The organism is Rheinheimera sp. (assembly GCF_030690345.1).
Classification (GTDB): Bacteria; Pseudomonadota; Gammaproteobacteria; order Enterobacterales; family Alteromonadaceae; genus Alishewanella.
Genome location: NZ_JAUYGV010000008.1, coordinates 682,722 through 706,868 on the forward strand (window position 1 = coordinate 682,722; position 24,147 = coordinate 706,868).

The window sequence follows — 24,147 nt, forward strand, 5'->3', positions numbered from 1 at the left end:
TGTTATTGCTCTGCCTGCGGTTTCGCCGCTGTCTTTTCACCAAAAAAGCGCATTATCACCAGATAAAACACCGGCACTAAAAACACTGCTAATACCGTGGCGGAGATCATGCCGCCCAGTACTCCGGTACCAATAGCATTGCGGCTGGCCGAGCCGGCACCGCTGCTGATCACCAGTGGCAGTACGCCAAGCGAAAATGCCATAGATGTCATAATAATCGGCCGCAAGCGCAGGCGTACTGCTTCGAGTATCGCAGCGGTCAGCTCTTTACCCTGCTGTTGCAGCTCGCGGGCAAACTCGACAATTAAGATGGCGTTTTTCGACGCTAAGCCCATAGTGGTTAACAGCCCCACCTGGAAGTAGACATCGTTACCCAAACCGCGCATATAGGCGGCAATTAAGGCGCCGATAATGCCCAGCGGCACCACCAGGATTACCGCAAACGGCACGCTCCAGCTTTCATACAACGCCGCTAAACACAAGAACACTACTAAGATTGACAGTGCATATAACGCCGGTGCCTGAGAGCCGGATAACTTTTCCTGGTAAGAGGTAGCCGTCCACTCAAAGCCGATACCGGTCGGTAACTGGCTGATTAACTGCTCCATCGTCGCCATGGCATCGCCTGAGCTGGTGCCGGGCGCCGGCTCGCCCTGAATCTCCATTGCCGATACGCCGTTATAGCGCTCCAGCCGCTGCGGGCCATATACCCAGTCGCTGCTGGCAAAAGAGGCAAAACTGACCATCTCGCCGCTGCTGTTACGCACATGCCAACGGTTGATATCTTCCGGTGTCATGCGAAACTGTGGCTCAGCCTGCACATACACCTTCTTCACGCGGCCGCGCTCGACAAAGTCGTTAACGTAAGTAGAGCCCCAGCCAATAGATAAGGTTTGGTTAATATCGCCCAATGCCACGCCCAGCGCCCGCGCTTTAAGCTGATCTACTGCTATCTGCAGTTGCGGCGCATCTTCCATGCCGTTCGGCCGCACACCTACCAGATTTTTTTGCTGTGCCGCCATACCCAGTAATTGGTTGCGGGCATTAAGCAGCGCTTCGTGGCCTACTCCGCCGCGGTCTTGTAAAAACAACGAGAAGCCGGTAGCCCGGCCCAGCTCGGCTATCGGCGGCAGGTTAAAGGCAAATATCTGCGCTTCTTTTACCGTAGCGAAAAAGCCCCAGGCGCGGCCAATCACGGCCTGCACGCTGTCGGCATCGCCGCGATCATCCCAGTTAGCCAGCCGCACAAAGGCCAGGCCCATATTCTGGCCACGGCCGGCAAAGCTAAAACCGGATACGGTAAACACCGACTGCACCGCATCTTCGCTAAGATAGTGGGCCGACACTTTATCTAATACCGCTTCAGTACGCTCCTGGCTGGCACCGGTGGGCAGCTGCACCATAGATAAAAACACGCCCTGATCTTCTTCCGGTAAAAACGAGGTAGGTAAGCGCATAAACATCACTGCCATTACCAGCACTATAGCGCCATACACCAGCATCGAGCGCTTTGGCCTGGCAAGCATGCCGGCCACACCGCGCTGATAATTGCGGTTGGTGCTGTCAAAGCCGCGGTTAAACCAGCCGAAAAAGCCGCCCTTAGCATGGTGGTCGCCGTTAATCGGTTTAAGCAAAGTGGCGCACAGCGCCGGGGTAAAAATAAGTGCCACCAGCACCGACAACGCCATGGCAGTAACAATGGTAATAGAGAACTGTTGGTAAATGGCACCGGTGGCGCCACCAAAGAACGCCATAGGCACAAATACCGCCGACAGCACCAAACCAATACCCACCAGCGCGCCGGTGATCTGGCCCATCGATTTACGCGTGGCTTCTACCGGGCCCAGGCCTTCTTCCGACATAACCCGTTCCACGTTTTCTACTACCACTATGGCGTCATCTACCAGCAAGCCAATCGCCAGTACCATGCCAAACATGGTTAGGGTATTAATGGTAAAGCCAAACAGCGACATAATGCCAAAGGTACCCAGCAATACTACCGGCACCGCCAGCGTAGGAATAAGCGTAGCGCGGAAGTTCTGTAAAAACAGATACATCACCAGAAACACCAGAATAATGGCTTCTATCAGGGTTTGTACTACCGAGCTTATCGACACCTCCACAAAGGGCGTGGTGTCATACGGGATCACCGTGGTTAAACCTTCGGGGAAATACGGTTTAAGCTCTTCCAGCTTGGCTTTTACCGCGGCGGCGGTATCCAGTGCATTGGCGCCGGTGGCCAGCTCTATCGCTAAACCGGTGGCCATCTTGCCGTTGTAGCGCGCTATTACCGAGTAGTCTTCACCACCCAGCTCTATCCGTGCCACATCAGACAGCTTTACCATAGCGCCGTCGGCATTAACTTTCAGTAAAATCTGGCCAAATTCTTCTGCCGACGTCAGCCGGGTTTGCGCCAAAATAGCGGCATTAAACTGCTGGCCTGGTAAGGCCGGTGCTCCGCCTAACTGGCCGGCGGTTACCTGATTATTCTGCACCTGAATAGCCGACGTTACATCAGCCGGGGTCAGTTGATACTGGTTCAGCTTGTCGGCATCTAACCACACCCGCATCGCATACTGGCTGCCAAACACCTGCACATTGCCCACACCTGTGGTGCGGCTGAGCGGATCTTTAACATTGGCCACAACAAAATCGGCAATGTCGTCGCGTGCCAGGCTGCCGTCTTCGGAGATAAAGCCCACTACCATCAGGAAGCCGCCGCTGGATTTGGCTACCCGTACGCCGTTTTGCTGCACTTCCTGCGGCAATAACGGCAACGCCTGCTGCAGTTTGTTTTGCACCTGCACCTGGGCAATATCGGCATCGGTGCCGGTTTCAAAGGTCAGGGTCAGGCTAACGTTACCGGACGAGTCCGAGTTGGCCGACATATACATCAGGTTATCCAGGCCATTCATCGCCTGCTCTATTACCTGGGTTACCGCATCTTCTGCCGTTTGCGCCGAGGCACCACGGTAAGAGGCGCTGATACTGATTGCCGGCGGCGCAATACGCGGGTATTGCTCTATCGGCAGTTGTTTAATTGATAACAACCCGGCCAGCATAATCACTATTGCGATTACCCAGGCAAAAATGGGCCTGTTTATAAAGAAATTCGCCATCTGCTACCCCTGTTATTCTGTCGCAGTCTGGCTGATGGCAGCCGGTGCGTCTACTACCCGCACCGCAGCGCCCGGCCGTACTTTTTGCAAACCTGCCACTATTACTTTGTCACCGGCTTGCAGGCCGGACAGCACCTGCCAGCTTTGCTCAACCGAGCGGCCGGTTTCAATTACGCGGGCTTCCACTTTATTTTCACTGTTCACCAGCATTACCGAGGCCTGGCCTTTTGGCGTGCGGCTTACCGCAGCCTGCGGCACTAACAGTGCATTATCATCGGTACCATGGTGCAAGCGTGCCCGCACAAACATGCCCGGCAGTAAGTCGCCGGTTTCATTCGGAAATACCGCCCGCAGCGTTACCATACCGGTGCCCGGGTCTACATTAACTTCAGAAAACTGCAGGCTGCCTTTATGGCCATATTCGCTGCCATCATCCAGCAGCAAATCCACGCTGACCTTGCCGCTGGTATCACCGCGCATCTGTTTTTTCAGCTTTAACAGCTCAGAGCTGGACTGGGTTAAATCAACATAAATCGGGTCTAACTGGCGAATAGTCGCCATTACCTGGGTTTGGTTGGCGGTTAACAGCGCGCCCTCAGTTACCAGCGAGCGGCCAATTTGGCCGGCAATCGGCGCGGTAATCTCGGTGTAGTCCAGGTTTATTTGTGCGCTTTGCAGTGCTGCTGCACTGCTGGCTACCGCGGCATCGGCTTGCATTAACGTAGCCTGAGCATCGTCAAAATCCTGCTGGCTTACTGCCTTGCCGCCTAACAAGCCCTTAAAACGCTCGGCTTTTAACTTAGCGTTATGCTGCACCGCCTTGCTGCTGGCCAGGTTGGCTTTGGCATTGGCTAATGCCGCCTGATACGGCGCGGCATCAATTTTGTACAGCACCTGGCCGGCTTCTACCAGCTGGCCTTCGGTAAATAAGCGCTGCTTTAAAATACCGTTTACCTGCGGCCGGATTTCCGCCTGGCGGTAATCGGTAGTACGGCCGGGTAATTCAGTGGTTAATGCCAACGCCGTGGTGGCAACTGTTACTACTTCTACTTCTGTCGCAGCGGCCGCTCCTTGCGCAGCGCCCTGTTGTGGCTCACTGCAGGCCGCCAGTACCAATGCCGCCAGCGCAACAGTGAACAGTTTTACATTTACACGCATACAAACTCCTGTGAGACACTGCCCGAACAAGCCGTGCACAGCTTAGGCAGAATAAGAACGGCAATATACATACAAGCTTGTATGTATTCAATAAGGCACCGGCCTGGCCGCGACCAACGGCAGAAAAAAGCTGACCAACAACCATCAGTGCAGTATAGACTGTCAGGATCCGGATACCGTTTTTACAACCACAGGTGATATATGAGTATTGAACTGCGTAAAAGTGACAGCGGCATTTACCGCCAAACCATTCGTATTAACCAGCACACAGTGTTTGCCGATGTCGCCAAAGATTTAGGCGGCGATAACAGCGCACCCGACCCGCACGACTACTACGACGCCGCCCTGGCCGCCTGCAAAGCCATCACGGTAATGATGTACGCCAAACGTAAACAACTGCCGCTGGATTATATAGATGTAGTAATAGAGCGCGACAACAGCCGCGAAGCGCAGGGGGTATATGTGTTAAACGTGCAGCTAAAACTGTTGGGTAGTCTAACCGACGAGCAAAAAAGCCAGCTGACAACCATCGCCGGCAAATGTCCGATACATAAGCTGATGACAGAAGTCAGTACAGAGATTAATACCAGCTATAGCTAACCGGCTTGTAGCTTACGCTGGCGCCGGCGGCCAGCCATTAATGCCGCCAGGCCCAGGCTAAAAGCAGCAATACCGGCAGGCGCGGGCACTTCAGCTGCAACTTGAATGGGTGCAGCACTAACCTGAACCGCATCCAGCAGGTTACCCATAGTGCCTTGATTTAACGAAGTAAAACGTAAAGTGGTATTGCTTGTTTCGGCAATAAAATAGTTGTTGTAGTGCGCCCAACCCTGCGTCGTATGGTCATCAAACAACCAGCTGGTATCGCCTAACGACAGCTCAAACTGCTCATTATTATTACTGCGGGCGCGATAGTAAAAACTAAACTGATACTGCTGGCCAATGTCAGTGGCAAAGCTTTGGAAAATAGACCAGGCCCCCTGGTTATCACCATGGGCATTGAGTTCAATAAAATACTGACCACTCATAGCCTGCACGCCGTTCATGTCGTGCCAGATTTCCATGTTACTACCTTGCCAACCATCTATCTGGCTACTGGACATCCAGCTCCAGCTGCCTGCATTAACGGTATTGGCTTCAAAATCGCCGTTTACGATCAGCCCGGCATGGCTGCTGAAACTGCCTAACATCAGTGCCGCAGCACCAACTACCCGACCAGCTGCTTGAGATAACATATTGATCCCTCAACTTTTTAGTATCAAACCGGCAAATCCGGCCGGCACAGCAATATGAAACACGCTGCTATCATACAATGTGACAAACACAAATACGAACAAATAATAACCAATATGCAGACGCCAACATGTGCGGAAGCACACATAAGCCGCAGCAAAATAGCAAGAAGCATTATTTCCTGTGTACAGCATCAATTGCGACCCGGCTAAAAAAGGTCTTAAATAAGGCCGTTATAGCATCGATCATTCTGGAACAACCAAACGCGAAAACTCTGCGAACACTTAACTTATACACTGATCCTGCATCAGCAATACAAAAATGTACCGCTTTGAAATAATAAAGAACACAGGTAGTATCAAGGCGTTTGTAGCGAAATCGCGGCCAGATAAATGTCATTTGAAACAATAGATTATTACAACCGGCATGCAGCGGAATATGCAGAGGAGACAGTTAACGTCGACATAGCTGCACTGTATGCTGAGTTTCTGCCTATGGTAAAACCCGGCGGCCATATTCTTGATGCCGGTTGCGGCAGTGGCCGTGATGCCGGTTATTTTAAGCAGCAAGGTTTTACCGTCAGTGCTTTTGATGCCAGTGCCGCAATGGCGAAAATTGCCAGTGAGCGTTTACACCAAACTGTTGCAGTGCATAGCTTTGAGCAACTGGATAAAAAAGAAACCTTTGATGGCATTTGGTGTTGCGCCAGCTTGCTTCATGTCGCAGACAAAGCCTTGCCTGATGTTTTTTCCCGTTTACAACGCGCGCTTAAACCCAATGCAGTGCTGTATGCATCCTTTAAATATGGCGATGGTGAGCGTAGTAAAGACGGCCGCAACTTTACCGATATGAACGAGCCAAAACTGGCTAAATTAGTCGCAGATATAGCCGGACTGACGCTCAGCAAAACCTGGTTGACGCAGGATAAGCGTCCACAGCGTAGTGATGAAATGTGGTTTAATGCACTGCTGAAGAAGGACGCTGTTTAGCTATGGCCGGCATGCAAGAGCAACTGGACTTTATTGCCTATATTCAGCGTATGTTGGCTGAAGGCGACTTCAGTGCAACATACAAGTTTGCTCTGCTGCACGCTATTGCCGATGTCTGCGTCGAGCATCCGCTGCAACAACCAGACAGTGAACTGGTGATTACATTGGATCAACTGGTGGATAAGTTGATCCTGCTGTACTGGCATCATGCGGTACCTTTTGCCCCCGCTGCCAATGGTGATGCCGCGCTGCTCAAGCAAAACTCAGGCAAGCAGTCCAAAGTTATCAGCGTGTTGTATCAGTGTCAGCAAAACAATATCCGTAATATCCGCCAGTTAAAACTCAGCCAGTACTGGCCTGCTATTTATCGCGCAACGCTGGCGACATTGAAAGACGGCCCGTTATGGCGGCTGCAAATTTTGTCCAAGCAGGCGGAATGTTTTTTATATCCGCATAGCAACAGTAATAAGTTTATCAAGCTGAACCCCGGCATTGCCTATTCGTTCCGCCGCTTTTACGATCTGGTGGTGTATCTGGCAAAAAATGCCTGGCTGCAAAAAATTCAGAGTATTAAAGACAATCAGCAATTGTTGGGCTCACAAAGTCAGCTGCAGCAGTTTTTGTTTGGTGTAGACAGAAATGCGCTAAACAAAGCACGACCAGTACTTATCGAGATCCAGCGTGGGCTATGTTTTTACTGCCATAAACCGTTAAAAGACCAAAGCAGCGCCGACGTTGATCACTTTATTCCATTCGCCCGCTACTCTACCGATCTGGGCCATAACTTTGTTGCCGCTCACAGCAGTTGTAATAACAGCAAGCGTGATTATCTGGCGGCGCAGGTACATCGCGATAACTGGCAGGAACAAAACCTGGTGCAACATGCAGCAGTGCTGAGTACAGAACTGGCGGCCTATTTTTTCTGCGATGCAGCGAAATCGCTGGCAGTCAGTGACTGGGCCTACGGCGTTGCGCAGGCCAATGGTGCCAAACTATGGCTGAACAAAGATGAATTTGTCGTTGCCGGCGCTGCTCAGCTTGTCCAGACTAACCCCGAGACAATGCGCATTGCGCCAGTTGCCGCTAATGATGCGCCGGCAATAACAACTGCCGATGATAGTTTGCGCCTGTGCTACTTTCCCAATCTTAAAATTGCCTGTGGTCATTTTAAAACCGGCAATATCAGCGAGGCCGAACAATGGCCCGCCCCGGCTGGTTTTGGCAGCCTGAACCCTGCTAAACACTTTTTAGCCCGCGCCAGCGGCAACTCGATGAACGGTGGAAAAACCCCGATATTAGACGGCCAACTACTATTGCTGGAGCTGATCAGCCCAACCAGCGCCGGTTCACTACAAAACTGTACCGTTGCCATAGAACGCCAGGATCAAAGTGGTGATAACCAATACCTGCTGCGTGATGTGAAAAAAATCGCCGACGGGCAGTATCTGCTGATCGCCAAAAACCCCGATTATCCGCCTCTGGCGGCCGATGAAACCATGCGAACTTTTGCCAGGCTAAAAGGTATAGTGGAATAAGCTCGGCACAGAATAATGATTTGGTTATAGTGCTTAGTTTGGAAGGATGCAAGGCTAAACTTTTGTTTCCAAAAGCGGACATTGCCGATTTAAATCTCCCACAACTCACTTTTGCTGCATATGTGTTAACTTTAACTGAAGTAGTGACAACTATTTTGAAATTAACTATTTTAATGCCAAGGTATTCACCTTGTCGCTAATCCAGTTATCAATCTGCACTTTAATGTACGTTAAAGTGAAAAAAGTTCTCTAGCGGCGAGCTCGACGCAACTTGCTCACTGATTCACATTTCTGTTCGTTAAATTAAAATGAGAGTGTTAATGGCTGAACGCGTAATTCCCTTCGCAGTCAGAACGGTTGATGACAACACAATATCTGACCTTTTCTGTATTGCTGCTGAGCAAGCAAAAGCTGCTGATAAAGTTTCTGAAGCAATGGATTGTGACGTTACAATTCCATATTCAGAATCAATTTTAGATATAATTTTTGATGCCGTTGGTGCACCTGATGACAGTGAGTTTAGAGAACCATTTTTCGAGCTGTTTTTTGATTGGGTGCAATCTGAAACGCAGAGCATGCAAGAATTTTTAAAAGAGTTTTACTTGTGTCTTGATGATCATCTGCACATGTATAGCCTCCGTGAGCAAGATAGTGAGAGCACTTGATATCACACCAATCATCTAATCAGAGACGTTACTAAGTGATAATCAAGGAGCCAAGACACGTTGCTACTGAACTTAGGTACGCGCTGAGAAATGGCATATTTGTGTCAATTGAGGATCTAGCGGTTACTGAGCGAGGGCTAGCATGTAACTGTGTATGTCCTAATTGCAGTGTTGCATTGGAGGCATGCCTCGGAGAAATCCGCCAACATTATTTCAGACACTGCAAAGATTCATCCGATTGTGGTGTAACAAATGAGTCTGCTTTACACGCCTTCGCGAAACAATGTCTCAAAAGTGCTGTTGGGACAGACAAAGTGTTTAAGATACCCCGAGTTGAAGTTGGTAAAGTCATACCGAAAACATTGAGCGGTGAAATCACTGATTCTGTTATGATTACTGCCGCAGAACTTGAGTACCGAGATGAAAATACCGGTACGATCACAGACGTAAGGTTAACCACGTCAAATGGTTGGGTTTTGAATGTGGAAATTAAGGTTACTCATGGCATTGACGATACCAAAGCTACAAAAATAGTTACAGGTAAAGCGTTCACCTTAGAAATCTCACTTAATACCCACACGCTAACTTTATTCAAGCTGGAGGAAGTAGAAAAAGATATATTCGGCTTTAATGGCAAGACAGTTTGGAACCATCCAGAAGCGCAGAGTTGGCAGCATAACCCTAAGAATATATACAAAGCCAAGACTGTGGCACCTAAACCCAAAACTGATCCACCACCAAGATTATCTCCCAGACAGCAAATCAACATACCCCAAGATGTTAGTTATGAGCTGAAAGACTGCTATCTAAGCCATGATGTACATGCTGATGATAATGGACTGAATGTTTTACTAGAGTTTTGTGATGAGCATGGTGAGGTATTAAAACTGCCAGTCATAAAATTCAACGCCCGGTATTACGCATCAATTTTTGAAAAGTTGGAGCCAGGCGCTAAAATCATGGTGATTAGGCATAATGGCGAAGTGGTTAATGTCCGAAAACACTGAGCTCAGACAATCTCAATTTTTAATCATGAACAATTGGCAAGCAATCGACGAAGTGATGATGCATCTCTCTTATAGGCTCCATTGCTTCCTCGTAACCAGTCAAAATAGATAGCATTTGCATATTTATAGCAGCAACAGCGTTGCAGTTCCGAAGAGAATCATAGATAACCTTGGGTTCATAACCTACGCCATTGCTGACAAGTGCTGTAAGACCACTGTGTGTAAAGCTATTAAACGCTGAATTGTTAATGCCTCTAAAGTCATTCAACTGGCCGAGGATATGCGCTGGCGCTTCCGAATTATCAAGCGCTTTAAGCATATCTCCAATCAGGGGTGTTTCCAGCTTTTTTATCTCGTTCGGACCAACGTTGCCCGCTGTTGCGAGTTTATTAAACCAAGCCTCAGTATCAGCGTACATGAGCCAAAATCCGCGTATCAGGCTTTCGTATTGGGGCCGCATCAACGCAAAGCCTGATGATGTAAAGCCATCAGCAATTAACTTAAGAGACGATAGTCCATGTTCAAATGACAAAAGACCCGACTGAAAGGCCATTCGCCATTTAAGCTCCGGCACCGCTTCAAGATGCTGTAACTGCTCAACGTGCTCCGCCATAAAATCATACATCTCAAAGCAGCGTGGCAGTAGCGCTTCTAGTTCTTTTTCGTACACAACTGTTCCTTAGTGCCTCAAAGCCAAAATTGAGCGGGAGCGCCAAAAGGTGGCAATCTGCCATGAATTGTTAGCTGTCTTAGTGTTTGGGTCAATAAAGGTTTTATGTGGTTTACCACCATACTCAAGCATTAGCGAATATAGTTCTCCCTCATCTAACTCTGCGGCTAACATTAACGGAGTGTACCCTTTGACCGGGCTGTTGTGCTCTGCATTGACATCTGAGCCTTGTCTTATTAGCAGTCTTGAAATGTCTCTAAGTTCTTCGATGTTGGTATGTTTACATACTCGATCAATCATCAAATCGGCCATCATTTCTGATATTTCTTTGTAGAACTGCGTTTTTCTATGTTCGGATAATTGTGCCTGTAAGTCAGAGAGGCTGAAGCCAAAATCTCCAGCTGACAACCTCCTACCCACGTCGATGAGCTCTGGCGTTATCGGGTGTTGCAACATGATTTCCCTAAATCTCTCCGGATTCTTTTTAATGCCGACCAGCTTAATGATCTCGTTTAGTGCTGTTTGATTATCCGCTAAGCCCCGTTTACCAACATCTGCACCTAACTCTAAAATCTTACGTACTATTTCGAGCTTACCCGTTCTGACAGCTTGAATAAGTGCGAGGTGCTTTTGCTTTAACGTCTTTTGATTAACAGTGTCGGGAGTCATCGGAGTTTTGATTATCGCGTCGTAATAGCGCCTATCAAGAGACATATAGGGTACTTCGAGTAAATCGAGTTTATGGAGTGACAGCAGTAGTGGTGTATCACCAACCTCAGAGCAGACATTTACGTCAGCACATTGCTGAAGAAGTTGGTTAACTGAAGATAAATCATCCACCATGATGAAGTAATTGATCTGAGGCATTCTGCGCTGCCATGTCCTGCCAACGTTGATTTTCTTGTCTGAATACCTCAAATCGGGCTTAAACTCGCTGTTGAGATCTAGCATCAATGGTCCATACTTATCTGTGAATGGATAAGAGACGCCAGGGAATAAAGTGCGAGGTATGAACATCTGATCAAACCCTTTTCGCCACATATCAACTTCCCACTTTTCCACAGTGTCTTTAAAGCGTAATTGTTTTTGCCCAGATTCGACCGCAGCTGAGGGGATGTCATAGCCGTACAGTACCTGAGCTGTTTTAAGCTTTTTAAAAAAAACGTTATCGGGATTCTCTGCAGCACTTGTAACCACTAAGCTCTCATTTACTACTTGCTCAATGTACGCCCCGCCGCAGCATAGCAAAGCATCAAATGCTTTTTCATAGAGTTCTTTTGCAGGTGCTAAGTGACCTGACAAAACTAAAAATCTTGCTTCAAACCAATTGAGCAATCCCTCGCCACCACTTGGAATTAGGGATGCTGGGATGTTTTTACAGACTTGAAGTTGTTTCGCAGCAAATTCAAAGTCATCTAATGTTTTATACCGTTTGACCAGAATTTTCTCTAAAGCTGATAGCTCTTTTCGAAAACTAGTAAATGCCGAAAAATAACGATTTGGGTGTCTATTCATATTTGCTTGCAAATCGAAGCTGCCAGAAACGTGTATGTCGATGGCACCTTTAATAAGTCGTTTGCCCCAACTTTTTTTCTTGAGTACGTCGATGAATCTGGCTACCAGCAACAACGGCAATATATAAGATTGACTTCCTTGAGGGATAATAGCGTTCAGACGTTGGTAATCAGGGAAATGCTTTCCTGACCGCCAATTTCTGATTTTATCTTTGTCTTCTTTAGTTGCCTCTTCAAATTTTTTCCAGTCCAAAAACGTGTCGCTGCACCACTGCCAAACCTGATCAAAGGCTGAATGTGAACTCAATAAATCGAGAGCCGAAGGCGCATGATAACGTCTATACGGGTCGAGCACTTTTTTTAGTAACGGCTCTAGCTGTATAGCGAAGAAGTGCCGGTTAATTGTAACAAGGGCTCTTCCACGGCTCGATCCGATGAAAAAGCCGCAACCCGCCATTTTGCGGCAGTATGTATTGATAATGTTATATATTGCTTGTCTGGTAAATTCAGCAAAACCGTTTAAGTCGCTTTTGGCTAAGCCTTCATAAAATACGCTATTTATTAACTCACTGATTTGAGCAGGGTGAAGAACTGCTTCCTTAGCTTTTTCATCCAGAAACTTTGTTGCTTTAGTATTTCGGATGCCAAAACAGCCGGCCGCTTCTCGAATGATTTCAACGGGTGTTGGTAGAATGAATCCCTGCTTCATATAGCCTCCATGGCGCAGTAACGTCTTATATCGCGTTTAAAATTATCCAAGGCTCTCTTGTCACTCGGTGAGCTTGGCACTGCAACGCTTTTACCTGAAGGGGCTAAAAGCTTTGAATGCTTCTTTCCGTGGATAAATGTACAGCCAGCTTTGCAAAGTTGCTTAATATACACATTAAAGTCTTTATTTGAGGTAAATTTTTTCATAGTCTAACCCTGAAGCGGGGGAAAGCTCCCCCGCAGACATTATCTAACGCTTAGCAGGTGCAGGAGCAGCATTGCCGCGACCATTACCAGATGGATTGCCTGTAGTGCTTGGCCAATTACCACCATTGCCAGGCTGGTTTGATACTGGGCGAGATGAACCTTGTTTACTCATTGCTTTTTCCTCAGTTAAGCCCGGAATTGGGCGTAACCAAAAATACAATCTTGCTTACTAGATTACGGCAGTGTAGTTGGCGGGATTTTTTTAAATTTTACAAATTACTGAATTTTATATGGAAATTATTTAATGCAAATAGGCGGTAGTGTTAGTGAATTTACATTGCACCAAAAAGCTTTTTGAACAACTGAGTATTTCACGTTTTGAGGAAGGTAAAACAAGCGCCTCAAGCCAGGCTGATCCTTTGCTTAATTGGCATGCCAATATCGTTACCATTCAGCGTAAACAAAACTTGGTGTTTATAAACGATGCAACCCGTTACGCGGTATTTATACCCTGCGTGACAAAAAGTGATCTGAACCGCTTACCCATTCTGTTTCAAGATGTTTTCATAAACAGTCTATTAAAAGCCGGATTATCGAGTGAGCTTGTGGAAAAGGCCGCGTTATATCTGCACGATACTGAGATGAAACTGGATACAGAGTGCAGCCGTTCGGTCCAGGGTACGATGAGACTAGTGGTGAGTGATGTAGAGATAACCCTGAGCTACCGAAAGCAAAAAATCACTGATTTGCTTCCTTACTCTACATCGCTGATGCTCTCCGACCGCCCATGCACAATCAAAGGGGTAAAGGGGGCTATTTGGCCAATCAGGGAAATGGAAAATTTACTAAGAAACCTTCCAAACACATAGGCGGTTGAATGAGCATAATAAATAGCATTGATGATGAGTTGCTAAATTCTGACCTGAAACTGGACGGTAATTTACTGGATTTCCTCTCATGGGCTTATTCAGACTTATGCGACGACGTTAATAAAGGCATTTTTGCTGAGTGGTTGGTGGCAAAAATTTTAGGCATAAAAAGTCCCAGACGCTATTTATGGGCAAATAGTGATTTGGAAACAAGTAGCGGTGTTCGAATCGAAGTTAAAGCCAGCGCATATTGGCAGTCCTGGAAGGCACTTAATCCCGATGGGAGCCTTAAAGACTTATCGAAAGTCATCATCCAGCCTTACAATAAAATTAGGTTTGGTGGATTAGTAGCAAGAGATACGATTGATAACAGTAAGCAAGAATTTGGCTCATTGAAGTCAGATTATTACTGCTTCTGTTTTCATACGGAGAAGAGTTATGAAGCTTGGAACGGGATGGATATGTCGAAGTGGGAGTTTTATCTCGTAGCTGCTAAGGACATTAAGACAAAGAGCGTTAGTCTGAAGTGGTTAAAAGAACGTGGTTATGGGCCGTACACCGCAGCTGGATTGAGAAATCATTGGTTTTCTTGTGACCGAGCTTAGAAGACGAAACTTTTTGTTTTTGGATGGCGCCTCGTTTGAAAGTGTGTGCTGAATTTTTGAGGAAGTCTATTCATCCCCATCCCTGAGCCCACCGACAATGCCAGCTTCACTTATATCTACCAAGTCAGGCAGTTAAATAATATTAAAACGAATGCGCCCGTGAACGTGAACTTGCTGGTACACCAAATTTTATAGCGCTGAGAAAGTATCTGCAGTTTGACATTTAAAACCTCACATCAATACCCCTGCAACTTTAAGCAACACAGGTATACTAACCTATTTCGGAATACCCGATGACTGCAGACACCCACTACCACCTGCTTGTACCCACCCGTAGCAACCACTTTAACACCTGCTTTTACTGCGGCTGCATTGCCGCTACGCATGACTATGCGCCACCGCAGCAGTATCTGGAGTTTTACCTTGCTACACGCGAGGCCAGTGAGTTTTTAAAAATTCCGGTTTGCAATGAATGCCATGAGCTGGTTAAACCCTGCAAAGCCGGCACTTTGGATGAGCGGCACAAATTTGCCAAAACCAAACTGGCTAAAAAGTATGCCAAGGCGCTGAGCATTTACGACATGTGGACGGTGGATGAGTTAGCGGCGTTAGATTTTAGCCTGCGCCACAGTATTGAAGCGGGGTTAAAACTGGGCGCGGAAACCACAGAGCGGCTTAACTTTTTTGGCTTTGACTATGAAGCCGGTGGTATTAGCCAGCAGGTACAAGATACCGCGCCGTTGCACTTCGAGGTGTTTGGCGAGAGCTTTGATAGCTTTCGCGAAGCGCTGGATTTTGCCAGTAAAGCCTACCGCATACCGAAAAACGCGCTAAAAGAAGCCTTTGCCGATAACGGCAACAGCTTTGAGCAGGCAATACAGGCGACTCACCAGCAAGTGGCAGAAAAAGAATTTAACCAGCAGCTAAAACAGCAATGCGCTGCCTTTGCCAAACAGCATAAACAAGCGGTTATTTTTGTGCACAAACAGGTAGAGCGTTACCTGAGTGAAAACGCCGATATGACCATAACCGAAGCGCTGCAGCATTTATATGACACCCGAGTAAAACCGGCCGCCGCGAGGCGTTAACCGCAGCGCAACAGTTTACTGCTAAGGTTGTTTAACCACAAAGCCGCGCGCGCCCAAATCCAACGCCAGGGCGCGCAGTTCGCTTTGCTGAGTTACCGGCGCATAAGCAAAGCAGGTTACCTGTAACCCCGCCTCAGCGGCAGTGTGAATAAACTGGCACACTTCGCTAAAACCCAATTGTATTGGCTTAACCGCTTGCTGATAGGCCGGCGGATTAGTGGCCGGCAGGTAAATTTCTAACTTTTCTACTTCCAGCTCAAGCAGCTGTTGGCACAATGCAGGCGCCTCCTTTGGTGCCACCAGGCCATAGCTGACTAAGGTTACCGGCACGCCATGGCGCCTGGTTTTAAAAGGCGGTAAAAACTCCGCCAGCAGCTCCCTATGCAGCAGCGGATCGCCTATACCGGCGATAGCAATGCCTTGCAGCTCAAACTCGGTAGAAGCATCTTGCTCATAACCGGCCTGATAGGCTTGTTCTGCCACGTTCAGCAATTGCTGCACCGTGGGCGCTGCTGCCAGTTGCGCCAGCAGTTGTGCATTGCCCGCCAGTTGCAGCAACGATTGCGCCGCCGGTAAGCGGCTGCCGCACTGCAGGGTTAAGCGCTGATTATCTGCATAACTGATTAGATTTGCTGTCATTTTTCCTCCTGTGCTTTGGCTGCTATAAGGCCAGTTGGCGCCAATCGTCGGCGGTTAAAAACGCCGGCGCCTTGTGCAGCAGTAACAGCACAAATTTATCTGCCAACCAGGGCTGAAGATTATGCCAAATGCGCTGTGCCATTGCTGCATCCAGGCCGTTAAACGGTTCGTCCAATACCACCAGTTGCGGCTGGCGCAATAACAGCCGCGCTAAACATAAACGCCTGGCCTGGCCGCCGGACAGTTGCTGGCCTGTGTCACCCAACCAGGTGTCCAAACCTTGCGGCAAGTTGCGCGCCCATGCTGCCAGCTCTACCCTATCTAATGCTTGCCATAGCTGTGCCGCGGTAATATTGGCCAGGCCAAGGCTAAGATTGGCGTACAGGGTGTCGGCTATAACGCTGTTTTGTTGGCTAAGATAGACGCTGTGCTGCGCGATACTGCCGGCGGCCTCTGCGCTTAACGGTTGATTATTCAGCAGGTAGTGGCACTGCGCGCCTAACTGCCCGGCTTCTGCCAGTCGCTCTGCTAATACCAACCCGGCCAAAGTAGATTTACCCGCCCCGGAGCGGCCGCTAACCAATAGCCACGGCCGGGCCGTACTGAAACTAAGTTGCAGCGCCCCCTGCCGGCCTGCCGCCAGATACGGGTGCTGCGCCACCGTTAAGCTTAAGCTATGCCATGGTGCTGCTGTGGTTATTGCCGAAGGCGCAACCGCATGCTGTTGGGCCTGCGCTAACGGATACAAACGCTCTGCCGCGTAGCGGGTTTTGCCGACATGGCTAAGTTGGCCGGGCAGCAACTGCAATAACTCGCCCAGCGCAAATACCGCTAACACCAGTAATACCGCTACCGGCGCAGTAACCAGCCCGGCATTAAAACCGGCCAGCGCCAGCAATGCCGCCAACACCACCTGTATACTGTGCAATGCGTTTACCGCTAACTGCGCATTGGCTTGCTGGCGCGCAGTGCGCAATTGTAAGTTGCCAAGGCTGGTACTTAATTGCAGCAGGGCGCGTTGCTGATGCGCCTGCAACCTGGCCGCTCTTAGCTCCGGCAGGCCTTGTAAGTGGTTAATCAACGCGGCTCTGGCCTGATTAAACTGCAGCGCCAGTTGGCGGCTAAGCGGTTGCTGACAGCGGATCAGCAGGCTGAATACCACAGTGCAGCCCACCAGCGTTAACCCCAGCAACAGCAACGCTGAGGGCCAGCTCCAAATGCTGACCACCGCGCTTAGCAGCAGTAAACTAAGCAGCGCCGACAACGGCGGTAACAACAGGCGCAGCAACAGGCTGTCGAGACTCTCCAGCTCGGCCGTAAGCCGGCTTAGCCAGTCAGCATTGGCTTGTTGCTCAACAGCTGTGACAGGTAACACCGCCAACCCCTGAAACAATTGCTGCCTTACCAGCGCCAGTTGCCGCAGCACCGAGTCATGGTTGTACAGCCGCTCAAGATAGCGGCTTACTGTGCGGCCCAGCGCAAAAAAGCGGATACCACTGCCGGGCAGATATACATCCAACGCCAACATAGCGCCTGCTGCCACACTGATACCGGCTAAGGCCGTAGCGGTGATAAACCAACCGGACAATGCCAGTAGCGCCAGGCCGAAGGCCGCTGTAACAAAAGCCAACCCTGCACCAGCCAGCACGCGCCGGCGCTGGTGCCACAATAGTTGCCGGGCCCAATAGCTCAGTGCATTTTTATGTTCTATGTCAGCCATTTACCACCTGCCCTGCTACAATTTCCGACGCCAGCTGCGTTTCAGCTAACTGCCAATGCTGATCTGCCAGCACCTGTAAAGCCGGATCATGGCTGACTAAAATAAGCATAACCTGAGGCTTTAGCTGCTGCAGTGCGCTGAGCACCAGATCACGGCTGTGGCCATCTAAACTTGCGGTGGGCTCATCCAGCAGTACCACGGCTGTAGGCGCCAACAATACCCGCGCCAGCGCCAACCGCTGCAGCTGACCACCGGATAAACCGCGACCCTGCTCACTGATTTGCCGGTACAAGCCCGCAGCGGTTTCTGTAACTAATTCTGCCAAACCCAGCCGACTTAACACCGCCAACATTTGCGCTTCGCTGGCCGCCGGTGCCAACAAGCGCAGGTTGTCGGCCCAGCTGCCGTTGATCAGCCAGGGTTGCTGCGGTAAGTAAGCAAGGGTGTGCTGTGCTAATGATTGGTTATTCAACAATACACTACCGGCCAGTGGCGGCAATAAACCGCACAAACTCTGTAAAATGGTGGTTTTACCGCGGCCGGAAGCCCCGCTGATAAGCAGGCACTGGCCGGTGGTCAGGTTGGCACTAAGCCGGCTTTGCAACGGTTGGGCCGGGGTGTAACCTACGGCTAAATTGTTAATGTGCAACTGCTGCACCTCAGGCACTATGGCTGCAGGCATCGGCTGCGCCGGCGCATGAAAATCAGCTTCGCTTAGCTGAGGCGCTAACTGGTTAGCCGCAGCCAGCGCGGCGGCTCTGTCATGATAAAACTGTGCAAAGCTGCGCAGTGGCTGAAAAAACTCCGGCGCCAGCATTAAAATAAACAAGCCGGACAATAAGCTAAGCGCAGGAGCCGGCCCCCAATTAATGGCGCCCAACAGGCCAAAGCCGATATACAGCGCCACACTGGCAATGGCGACACTGGCGAAAAACTCCAGCACCGCGGAAGATAAAAACGCCACTTTTAACGTGCGCATTAACACACGCCGATACTGATCGCTGCGATTGGCGACTTCCGCGTGGGTTTCGGCTACCGCCTGTAAACGCTGAATGGTAGCAAGATGGCGGATACGATCTAAAAAATGCCCGGCAAGGCGCTGGCGCAGCAGAAAATGGCGCTGGTTCAGCTGCTCTGCCCCCAGCCCCACCAGTGCCATAAACAGCGGGATAAGCGGGGCACTAACCAACAGCAGTAAAGCTGCCAGCCAGTCCATACTGCATACTGCCAACAAAATAAACAGCGGAGCCAACACGGTGAGATATTGCTGCGGCCAATAACGCGCCAGATAACCGTCGAAGGCTTCGACATCTTCCAGCCACTGGCTGGCCAGCGCTGCCGGTGACTGCTGCTGTAACTGATGCACAGCCCGGTGTTGCCAGCTTTGCAGCAATGCCTTACGCAACGCCTCACGGCCGGCAACGGCTGCCGCACCGGCCAATAATTCCTGCGCACGTAACAAGACCAGGCGCAACAACATAACCAGCAGCAGCGCGATCAGCGCTTTAGCCGCTAAGCCAGGTGCTGCTGTGGCATCAGATGCCAGCAGCAACCCCTGATACAACAGATAGCACAGCAGATACCACTGACCAATTAAGCCCAGACAGGCCAACACACCACACAGCACCGCCAGGCGCAACTTGCCGCGTTGCCGGTAGCTGACAAAGCGCAGCAGCTCAGTGCCGCTGCTAAAACTTGCCGTGTTACCGGCCGCGCTAATCATGTCGGGCATGCTGTGTAACAACAAGCTTTAATGGTAGCCACCGGCTTTTACCTTGCCGCGAAATACCCAGTAGGTCCAGGCGGTATAGGTTAGCACTATCGGGATAACGAACAGGAAGCCAAGTAACAAGAACAGCTGTGACTCAAAGGCTGAAGCAGCGTCGTACAAGGTGTAGTTTGGCGGCACCATATAAGGCCATTTGCTGGCCAGCAGGCCTAAATAAGTAAACAAAAACAGCCCCATAGTAGCGACAAACGGCATGCCTTCGTGCTGTTTGCGCAACGAACTGAACACCACATAAGCGCAATACAACGCCAACAATGGCAATAGCCAGATGGCACTGAAACCGCTGAACCAACGCTGTTTAACAAAGGGGTCGACAAAGGGGGTGTACACGCTGATCACGGCGAACACCACCAGTACCATCAGCAATAAGCGCGGCGCCAGCTTGTAAGCCCATTGCTGTACTTCGCCCTCGGATTTCATAATCAGCCAGGTGGCACCCAATAAGGCATAGCCGGCAACCAGGCCAAGGCCGGTGATCACGGTAAATGGCGTTAGCCAGTCCAGCGCGCCGCCAACATAACGGAAGTTTTCTGTTTTAAAGCCCTGAATATATGCGCCTACTACCGCGCCTTGCGCAAACGCTGCCACGGTAGAGCCGCCGGCAAAAGCCCAGTTCCACAAGTACTTAGAGGTTTTGGCTTTAAAGCGAAACTCAAACGCCACACCGCGGAAAATAAGCCCGGCCAGCAGTAAAAACACGCCAATATACAGCGCCGGTAAAAACACCGCATACACCAGAGGGAACGCCGCCAGCAAGCCGGCGCCGCCTAATACTAACCAGGTTTCGTTGCCGTCCCACACCGGCGCTACCGAGTTCATCATCACGTCGCGGTGATGCTCATCCGGCGCAAACGGGAACAATATGCCCTGGCCTAAGTCGAAGCCATCCATTAGTACGTACATCATCACACCAAAGGCGATAATGCCGGCCCAAATCAGCGTTAAATCAAATGGCTGTTCCATTAGTTGTCTCCTTCCAGGCTGGCATGCGCGGCAGAAAATGGCCGCTTGGCGCGTTCAACTTCTTCTTGCTCGTGTGGCCGGTTAGCTTTTTCTACACCACCACGGAACACCTTGAGTAAATAGTAAACCCCGGCACTAAATACCAGCGCATACACCACGATATAGCCAATCAGGGTAAACAGTGCCATGGCGCCGGTAAGCGACGGCGTTAAACCTTCGGCGTGGGTCATCTGGCCGTAAATAAGCCAGGGCGCGCGGCCGGACTCAGTAACTATCCAACCGGCCAGTACAGCAATAAAAGGGCTTAAACTCATTAAACGCAAACCCTGTAAAAAGCTGCGGCTTTGGTGGTATTTGGCCTTGTAACGCAACACCAGGCCCCACAGGGCAAACAGCACCATTAACAGCCCCATAGCCACCATAATACGGAACGACCAAAACACAATAAACACCGGTGGCTGCATTTCCGCTGCCACTTCATTTAAGCCCGGTACTTCGCCGTTCCAATCGTGGGTTAATACATAGCTGGCCAGCTTGGGAATTTTTACTTCAAAATGGTTGCTTTGCGTCTGTTGATCCGGAATAGCAAACAATAACAGCGGCACACCGTTAGCGGTTTGCCAGTTACCCTCCATCGCTGCTACTTTCATTGGTTGATGCTTTAAGGTATTTAAACCATGAAAATCGCCGATGACCACTTGCAGCGGTGCCAACAGCAGCAACATCCAAAGTGCAATAGATAAGGCTTTGCGGTTAGTGTCAAATTCACGCTTTTGCAAAATAAACCATGCGCTTACACCAGCCACCACCAACGCAGCGGTAAGGAACGACGCCAACGCCATATGAATAAAACGGTAAGTAAAGGATGCGGTAAACAGCGCTTCGCTCCAGGACACCACATGGTACATGCCGTTACGCAGTTCTAACCCACCCGGGGTTTGCATTAACGAGTTGGCGGATAAAATCCAGAATGAGGAAATAAAGGTTCCCAGCGCCACCATAATAGCAGCGAACAAGTGCACACCTTGCGGCACTTTGTCACGACCGAACAACAACACACCAAGGAAGGCCGCTTCAAGGAAAAAAGCGGTAATGACCTCGTAACTAAGCACCGGGCCGAGGAAGTTGGCGGTGGCATAAGAAAAGTTACTCCAGTTAGTACCAAACTGGAATGACATAACTATGCCGGATACCACGCCCATACCGAACACTACGGCAAACACCTGGATCCAAAACTTAGATAATTTCTGCCACACCGGGTTACCGGTTCTAAAAGACAACGCTTCAAGCACAGCAATAAAACTGGCCAAACCAATAGTAAATACCGGAAAGATGGCATGAAAACACACCACAAAGGCAAACTGAAGGCGCGAGAGCAATAGCGGGTCAAGTTCCATAAATACTCCTGAGTAAAGCTATAAAAGTAAGCTAACTTTGGCATTATAACCAATGAATATTAATATTCTCTGATATATAAAATGCGCCACTTTGTCGCAGATCATGTTTTGTCGCGTTTAAGTTATAGCGCTCAGCCGCCGGCAACACTATTCTTAATAAGGATTTACTAATTAAAAGGGTGGGTTATGCAAGCTAACGTAGGTGGAATAGATAAAGGCATACGCATTGTGGCCGGTATGACATTAATGACGCTGGCCGCAACCGGCGCCATAGGAGTATGGGGCTGGCTGGGCATAGTGCCGCTGCTGACCGGGTTATTTAACTTTTGCCCGCTGTACAGCTTGCTGGGGATTAAAACCTGTAAGGTGTAAAACCAAAAGCCGCCATAGCGGCATAACCCTGAAAGCTAAACCAACCGACAGCTACGGTTGTGTTTGGCTTTTTAGTTAATCTTAGTTATGGCTACTGCTGCTTTTGGCTGCGGTGGCAATAAAGCGATCCATTTCCGCCTGCAGAATTTCCAGTGGCAGCGCACCGTTGGCTAATAACGCATCATGAAAAGCCCTGATGTCGAAGGCGCTGCCCAATGCCTGCTCTGCTTTGGCGCGTAACTGCCGGATAGTAATTTCACCCATTTTGTACGACAGCGCCTGGCCGGGCCAGGAGATATAGCGATCTACCTCGGCCCGCACATTGGCTGCTGATAACGAGGTGTTGCCGGATAGAAAATCCAGCGCCTGCTGGCGGCTCCAGCCCTGAGAATGAATGCCGGTGTCGATCACCAGGCGGCAGGCGCGCCACATTTCATAGCTGAGGCGGCCAAATTGCTGATAAGCGTTTTCGTATACACCCATTTCTACCCCCAACCGTTCGGCGTACAAACCCCAACCTTCGCCATAGGCGCTTAAATACAAATTACGCCGGAACTGCGGCACGTTTTCCAGCTCTTGTGACAAAGCGCTTTGTAAGTGATGGCCCGGCACCGATTCGTGCAGGGTTAAGGCGACCAGTTCATACAGCGGGCGCTGATCCAAGGCGTCGGTGTTAAGCCAATAGGCGCCGCCACGGCTGCCGCCAATGGCCGCCGGGTTATAAGATGCTGTAGTGTAGTTCGGCGCTATCTCGGCCGGCACCGGCACCACGCCGTAAGGCAGGCGTGGCAGCTTGCCGAAAAACTGCGGCAGGCGGTAGTCGATGCGCTTGGCAATGTACGACGCTTCTTTTAATAACTCGCGCGGCGTCGTGGCATAAAACTGCGGATCAGTGCGTAAAAAAGTGGTGAAGCCGGTAAAGCTGCCGCTAAACCCGGTTTGTTTAATCAAGGCATCCATTTCAGCGCGGATGCGTTTTACTTCCGCCAGCCCGGTGTTGTGGATATCAGCCGGGTCCAGATCTGCGGTAACGTAAGTGTTAATAGTATGCCGGTAGTAGGCTTTGCCGTTGGGTAATTGCTCTGCCGCTAAGCTGTCGGTGGCGGCCTGCATATAATCACCTTCAAGAAAATCCGCTAAACGCGCAAACGCCGGCAGCGCCACCTGTGCAATAGCCTGTTTTGCCGCGCGTTGTAACTGCTGTTGTTCGGTTTGCGAAAAGGCCGCCGGCAGGTTTTTAAACGGCTCGTATAAGCTGCTTTGCAGCGGGTCGCTGTACACCTGCGCCCGCACCGTGGGTGCTATGCCCTGCACGACAATTTTTGGCAGCACAAAGCCGTCTTTAATACCTGTGCGCATATTATTGATGTTTTCGTCAAAGTAGCGGCCAAAATCTTTGATGCGACTGATATAGTCTTGATAATCAGCCACTTTGGTCATAGTGAGGCCACTGCTGGCATCTAACGCCAGGCTCCAGAAACTGTAAAAGGTATTAGCCGGTATACGATCGAGAAACAGTTGATTCGCCTGAATCGAATTGCGCAGCACCCAGCCGAGTAACTGATGATTAACCCGGTCGGCATCGGTTAGTTGCTCTGGCGCAATAGCCTCCAGATGCTGCAGTAGCTGTTGTTCACTGGCAAGACGACGGGCGCGATCTGCCGGCGTGACACCCGGCAAGCGATCATTGTAACCGGCCAGCCCCATGCGGCCGGCGGTAACCGGGTCTTCCTGCAGGCTGTATTGCCAATGATCGTCGATCACTTGTTGCAGTTGCTCAGTCGCCGTGGCGGCTAAAATTGCAGGGGCAATAGCCAATAAGGCCAGGCTAAACAAAGCATGCGTGAATAACGCGGTAAGTGTACGGGACCTGAGCACGGGTGTTCTCCAGACTAATCAA

General features: G+C 49.9%; 21 protein-coding genes. 9 read left to right on the forward strand and 12 right to left on the reverse strand.

Features of this window, described 5'->3' with window-relative positions; translation table 11 throughout:
- Positions 1-2: 2 nt before the first annotated feature.
- Both Q8O77_RS18040 and Q8O77_RS18045 read right to left on the reverse strand, forming a co-directional pair.
- On the reverse strand, positions 3-3,119 hold the full coding sequence (locus Q8O77_RS18040; protein ID WP_305556574.1) for an efflux RND transporter permease subunit: 3,117 nt from the start codon (positions 3,117-3,119) through the stop codon (positions 3-5).
- Positions 3,120-3,131: 12 nt separating this feature from the next.
- A complete protein-coding gene (locus tag Q8O77_RS18045) occupies positions 3,132-4,277 on the reverse strand; it encodes an efflux RND transporter periplasmic adaptor subunit (protein ID WP_305556577.1) in 1,146 nt (381 codons plus the stop codon).
- A gap of 201 nt (positions 4,278-4,478) precedes the next feature.
- Here Q8O77_RS18045 and Q8O77_RS18050 point away from each other — a divergent pair, with 201 nt between their 5' ends.
- Positions 4,479-4,877 carry an OsmC family protein gene (locus Q8O77_RS18050; protein ID WP_305556579.1) on the forward strand — a complete coding sequence of 133 codons (399 nt, stop codon included), beginning with the start codon at positions 4,479-4,481 and terminating at the stop codon, positions 4,875-4,877.
- Here Q8O77_RS18050 and Q8O77_RS18055 read toward each other — a convergent pair.
- Positions 4,874-5,512, reverse strand: a complete 639-nt coding sequence (locus tag Q8O77_RS18055; RefSeq protein ID WP_305556581.1) for a DUF642 domain-containing protein — start codon at positions 5,510-5,512, stop codon at positions 4,874-4,876. The two genes, Q8O77_RS18050 and Q8O77_RS18055, sit on opposite strands and share 4 nt — an antisense overlap.
- A gap of 390 nt (positions 5,513-5,902) precedes the next feature.
- Here Q8O77_RS18055 and Q8O77_RS18060 point away from each other — a divergent pair, with 390 nt between their 5' ends.
- From Q8O77_RS18060 to Q8O77_RS18075, 4 genes are all read left to right on the forward strand, one after another.
- Complete coding sequence (locus Q8O77_RS18060; RefSeq protein ID WP_305556583.1) at positions 5,903-6,499, forward strand: bifunctional 2-polyprenyl-6-hydroxyphenol methylase/3-demethylubiquinol 3-O-methyltransferase UbiG; 597 nt, start codon at positions 5,903-5,905, stop codon at positions 6,497-6,499.
- A 2-nt stretch (positions 6,500-6,501) separates the two neighbouring features.
- Positions 6,502-8,034, forward strand: coding sequence for an HNH endonuclease (locus Q8O77_RS18065; RefSeq protein ID WP_305556585.1), 1,533 nt, complete (start codon positions 6,502-6,504; stop codon positions 8,032-8,034).
- Between the two features lie 320 nt (positions 8,035-8,354).
- Entirely contained in the window at positions 8,355-8,699 is a 345-nt protein-coding gene (locus Q8O77_RS18070) for a hypothetical protein (RefSeq protein WP_305556587.1), read from the forward strand.
- A 314-nt stretch (positions 8,700-9,013) separates the two neighbouring features.
- Positions 9,014-9,706: a hypothetical protein gene (locus Q8O77_RS18075; RefSeq protein WP_305556589.1), complete on the forward strand. Its 693-nt coding sequence runs from the start codon at positions 9,014-9,016 to the stop codon at positions 9,704-9,706.
- A gap of 19 nt (positions 9,707-9,725) precedes the next feature.
- On the opposite strand, the gene Q8O77_RS18080 is transcribed toward Q8O77_RS18075, so the two are convergent.
- Genes Q8O77_RS18080 through Q8O77_RS18090 form a run of 3 tightly spaced genes read right to left on the reverse strand, consistent with a single transcriptional unit; the run spans position 9,726 to position 12,805 of the window.
- Positions 9,726-10,376 carry a hypothetical protein gene (locus Q8O77_RS18080; protein ID WP_305556592.1) on the reverse strand — a complete coding sequence of 217 codons (651 nt, stop codon included), beginning with the start codon at positions 10,374-10,376 and terminating at the stop codon, positions 9,726-9,728.
- Between the two features lie 9 nt (positions 10,377-10,385).
- Positions 10,386-12,599: a hypothetical protein gene (locus Q8O77_RS18085; RefSeq protein ID WP_305556595.1), complete on the reverse strand. Its 2,214-nt coding sequence runs from the start codon at positions 12,597-12,599 to the stop codon at positions 10,386-10,388.
- On the reverse strand, positions 12,596-12,805 hold the full coding sequence (locus Q8O77_RS18090; protein ID WP_305556598.1) for a hypothetical protein: 210 nt from the start codon (positions 12,803-12,805) through the stop codon (positions 12,596-12,598). The genes Q8O77_RS18085 and Q8O77_RS18090 overlap by 4 nt, the downstream gene beginning before the upstream one ends.
- 320 nt (positions 12,806-13,125) lie before the next feature.
- Here Q8O77_RS18090 and Q8O77_RS18095 point away from each other — a divergent pair, with 320 nt between their 5' ends.
- The 3 genes from Q8O77_RS18095 to Q8O77_RS18105 all read left to right on the forward strand — a co-directional run bounded on the left by Q8O77_RS18095 (position 13,126) and on the right by Q8O77_RS18105 (position 15,367).
- On the forward strand, positions 13,126-13,674 hold the full coding sequence (locus Q8O77_RS18095; RefSeq protein ID WP_305556600.1) for a hypothetical protein: 549 nt from the start codon (positions 13,126-13,128) through the stop codon (positions 13,672-13,674).
- A gap of 8 nt (positions 13,675-13,682) precedes the next feature.
- A complete protein-coding gene (locus Q8O77_RS18100) occupies positions 13,683-14,279 on the forward strand; it encodes a hypothetical protein (RefSeq protein WP_305556602.1) in 597 nt (198 codons plus the stop codon).
- Between the two features lie 293 nt (positions 14,280-14,572).
- A complete protein-coding gene (locus Q8O77_RS18105) occupies positions 14,573-15,367 on the forward strand; it encodes a hypothetical protein (RefSeq protein WP_305556604.1) in 795 nt (264 codons plus the stop codon).
- Positions 15,368-15,388: 21 nt separating this feature from the next.
- Here Q8O77_RS18105 and Q8O77_RS18110 read toward each other — a convergent pair whose 3' ends face one another.
- The 5 genes from Q8O77_RS18110 to Q8O77_RS18130 are packed head-to-tail and all read right to left on the reverse strand — an operon-like array spanning position 15,389 to position 21,875.
- On the reverse strand, positions 15,389-16,006 hold the full coding sequence (locus Q8O77_RS18110) for a hydrolase TatD (protein ID WP_305556606.1): 618 nt from the start codon (positions 16,004-16,006) through the stop codon (positions 15,389-15,391).
- A 22-nt stretch (positions 16,007-16,028) separates the two neighbouring features.
- A complete protein-coding gene (locus Q8O77_RS18115; protein WP_305556608.1) occupies positions 16,029-17,726 on the reverse strand; it encodes an amino acid ABC transporter ATP-binding/permease protein in 1,698 nt (565 codons plus the stop codon).
- A complete protein-coding gene (gene cydD / locus Q8O77_RS18120) occupies positions 17,719-19,449 on the reverse strand; it encodes a thiol reductant ABC exporter subunit CydD (protein ID WP_305556610.1) in 1,731 nt (576 codons plus the stop codon). Before cydD ends, Q8O77_RS18115 begins: the two co-directional genes overlap by 8 nt.
- Positions 19,450-19,476: 27 nt before the next feature.
- A complete protein-coding gene (gene cydB, locus Q8O77_RS18125) occupies positions 19,477-20,478 on the reverse strand; it encodes a cytochrome d ubiquinol oxidase subunit II (RefSeq protein WP_305556612.1) in 1,002 nt (333 codons plus the stop codon).
- Complete coding sequence (locus Q8O77_RS18130) at positions 20,478-21,875, reverse strand: cytochrome ubiquinol oxidase subunit I (protein WP_305556615.1); 1,398 nt, start codon at positions 21,873-21,875, stop codon at positions 20,478-20,480. The genes cydB and Q8O77_RS18130 overlap by 1 nt, the downstream gene beginning before the upstream one ends.
- A 186-nt stretch (positions 21,876-22,061) precedes the next feature.
- On the opposite strand from Q8O77_RS18130, the gene Q8O77_RS18135 reads away from it, so the two are divergent.
- Complete coding sequence (locus tag Q8O77_RS18135; protein ID WP_305556617.1) at positions 22,062-22,247, forward strand: DUF2892 domain-containing protein; 186 nt, start codon at positions 22,062-22,064, stop codon at positions 22,245-22,247.
- A gap of 81 nt (positions 22,248-22,328) precedes the next feature.
- Here Q8O77_RS18135 and Q8O77_RS18140 read toward each other — a convergent pair whose 3' ends face one another.
- Complete coding sequence (locus Q8O77_RS18140; protein WP_305556619.1) at positions 22,329-24,125, reverse strand: DUF885 family protein; 1,797 nt, start codon at positions 24,123-24,125, stop codon at positions 22,329-22,331.
- Between the last annotated feature and the right edge of the window lie 22 nt (positions 24,126-24,147).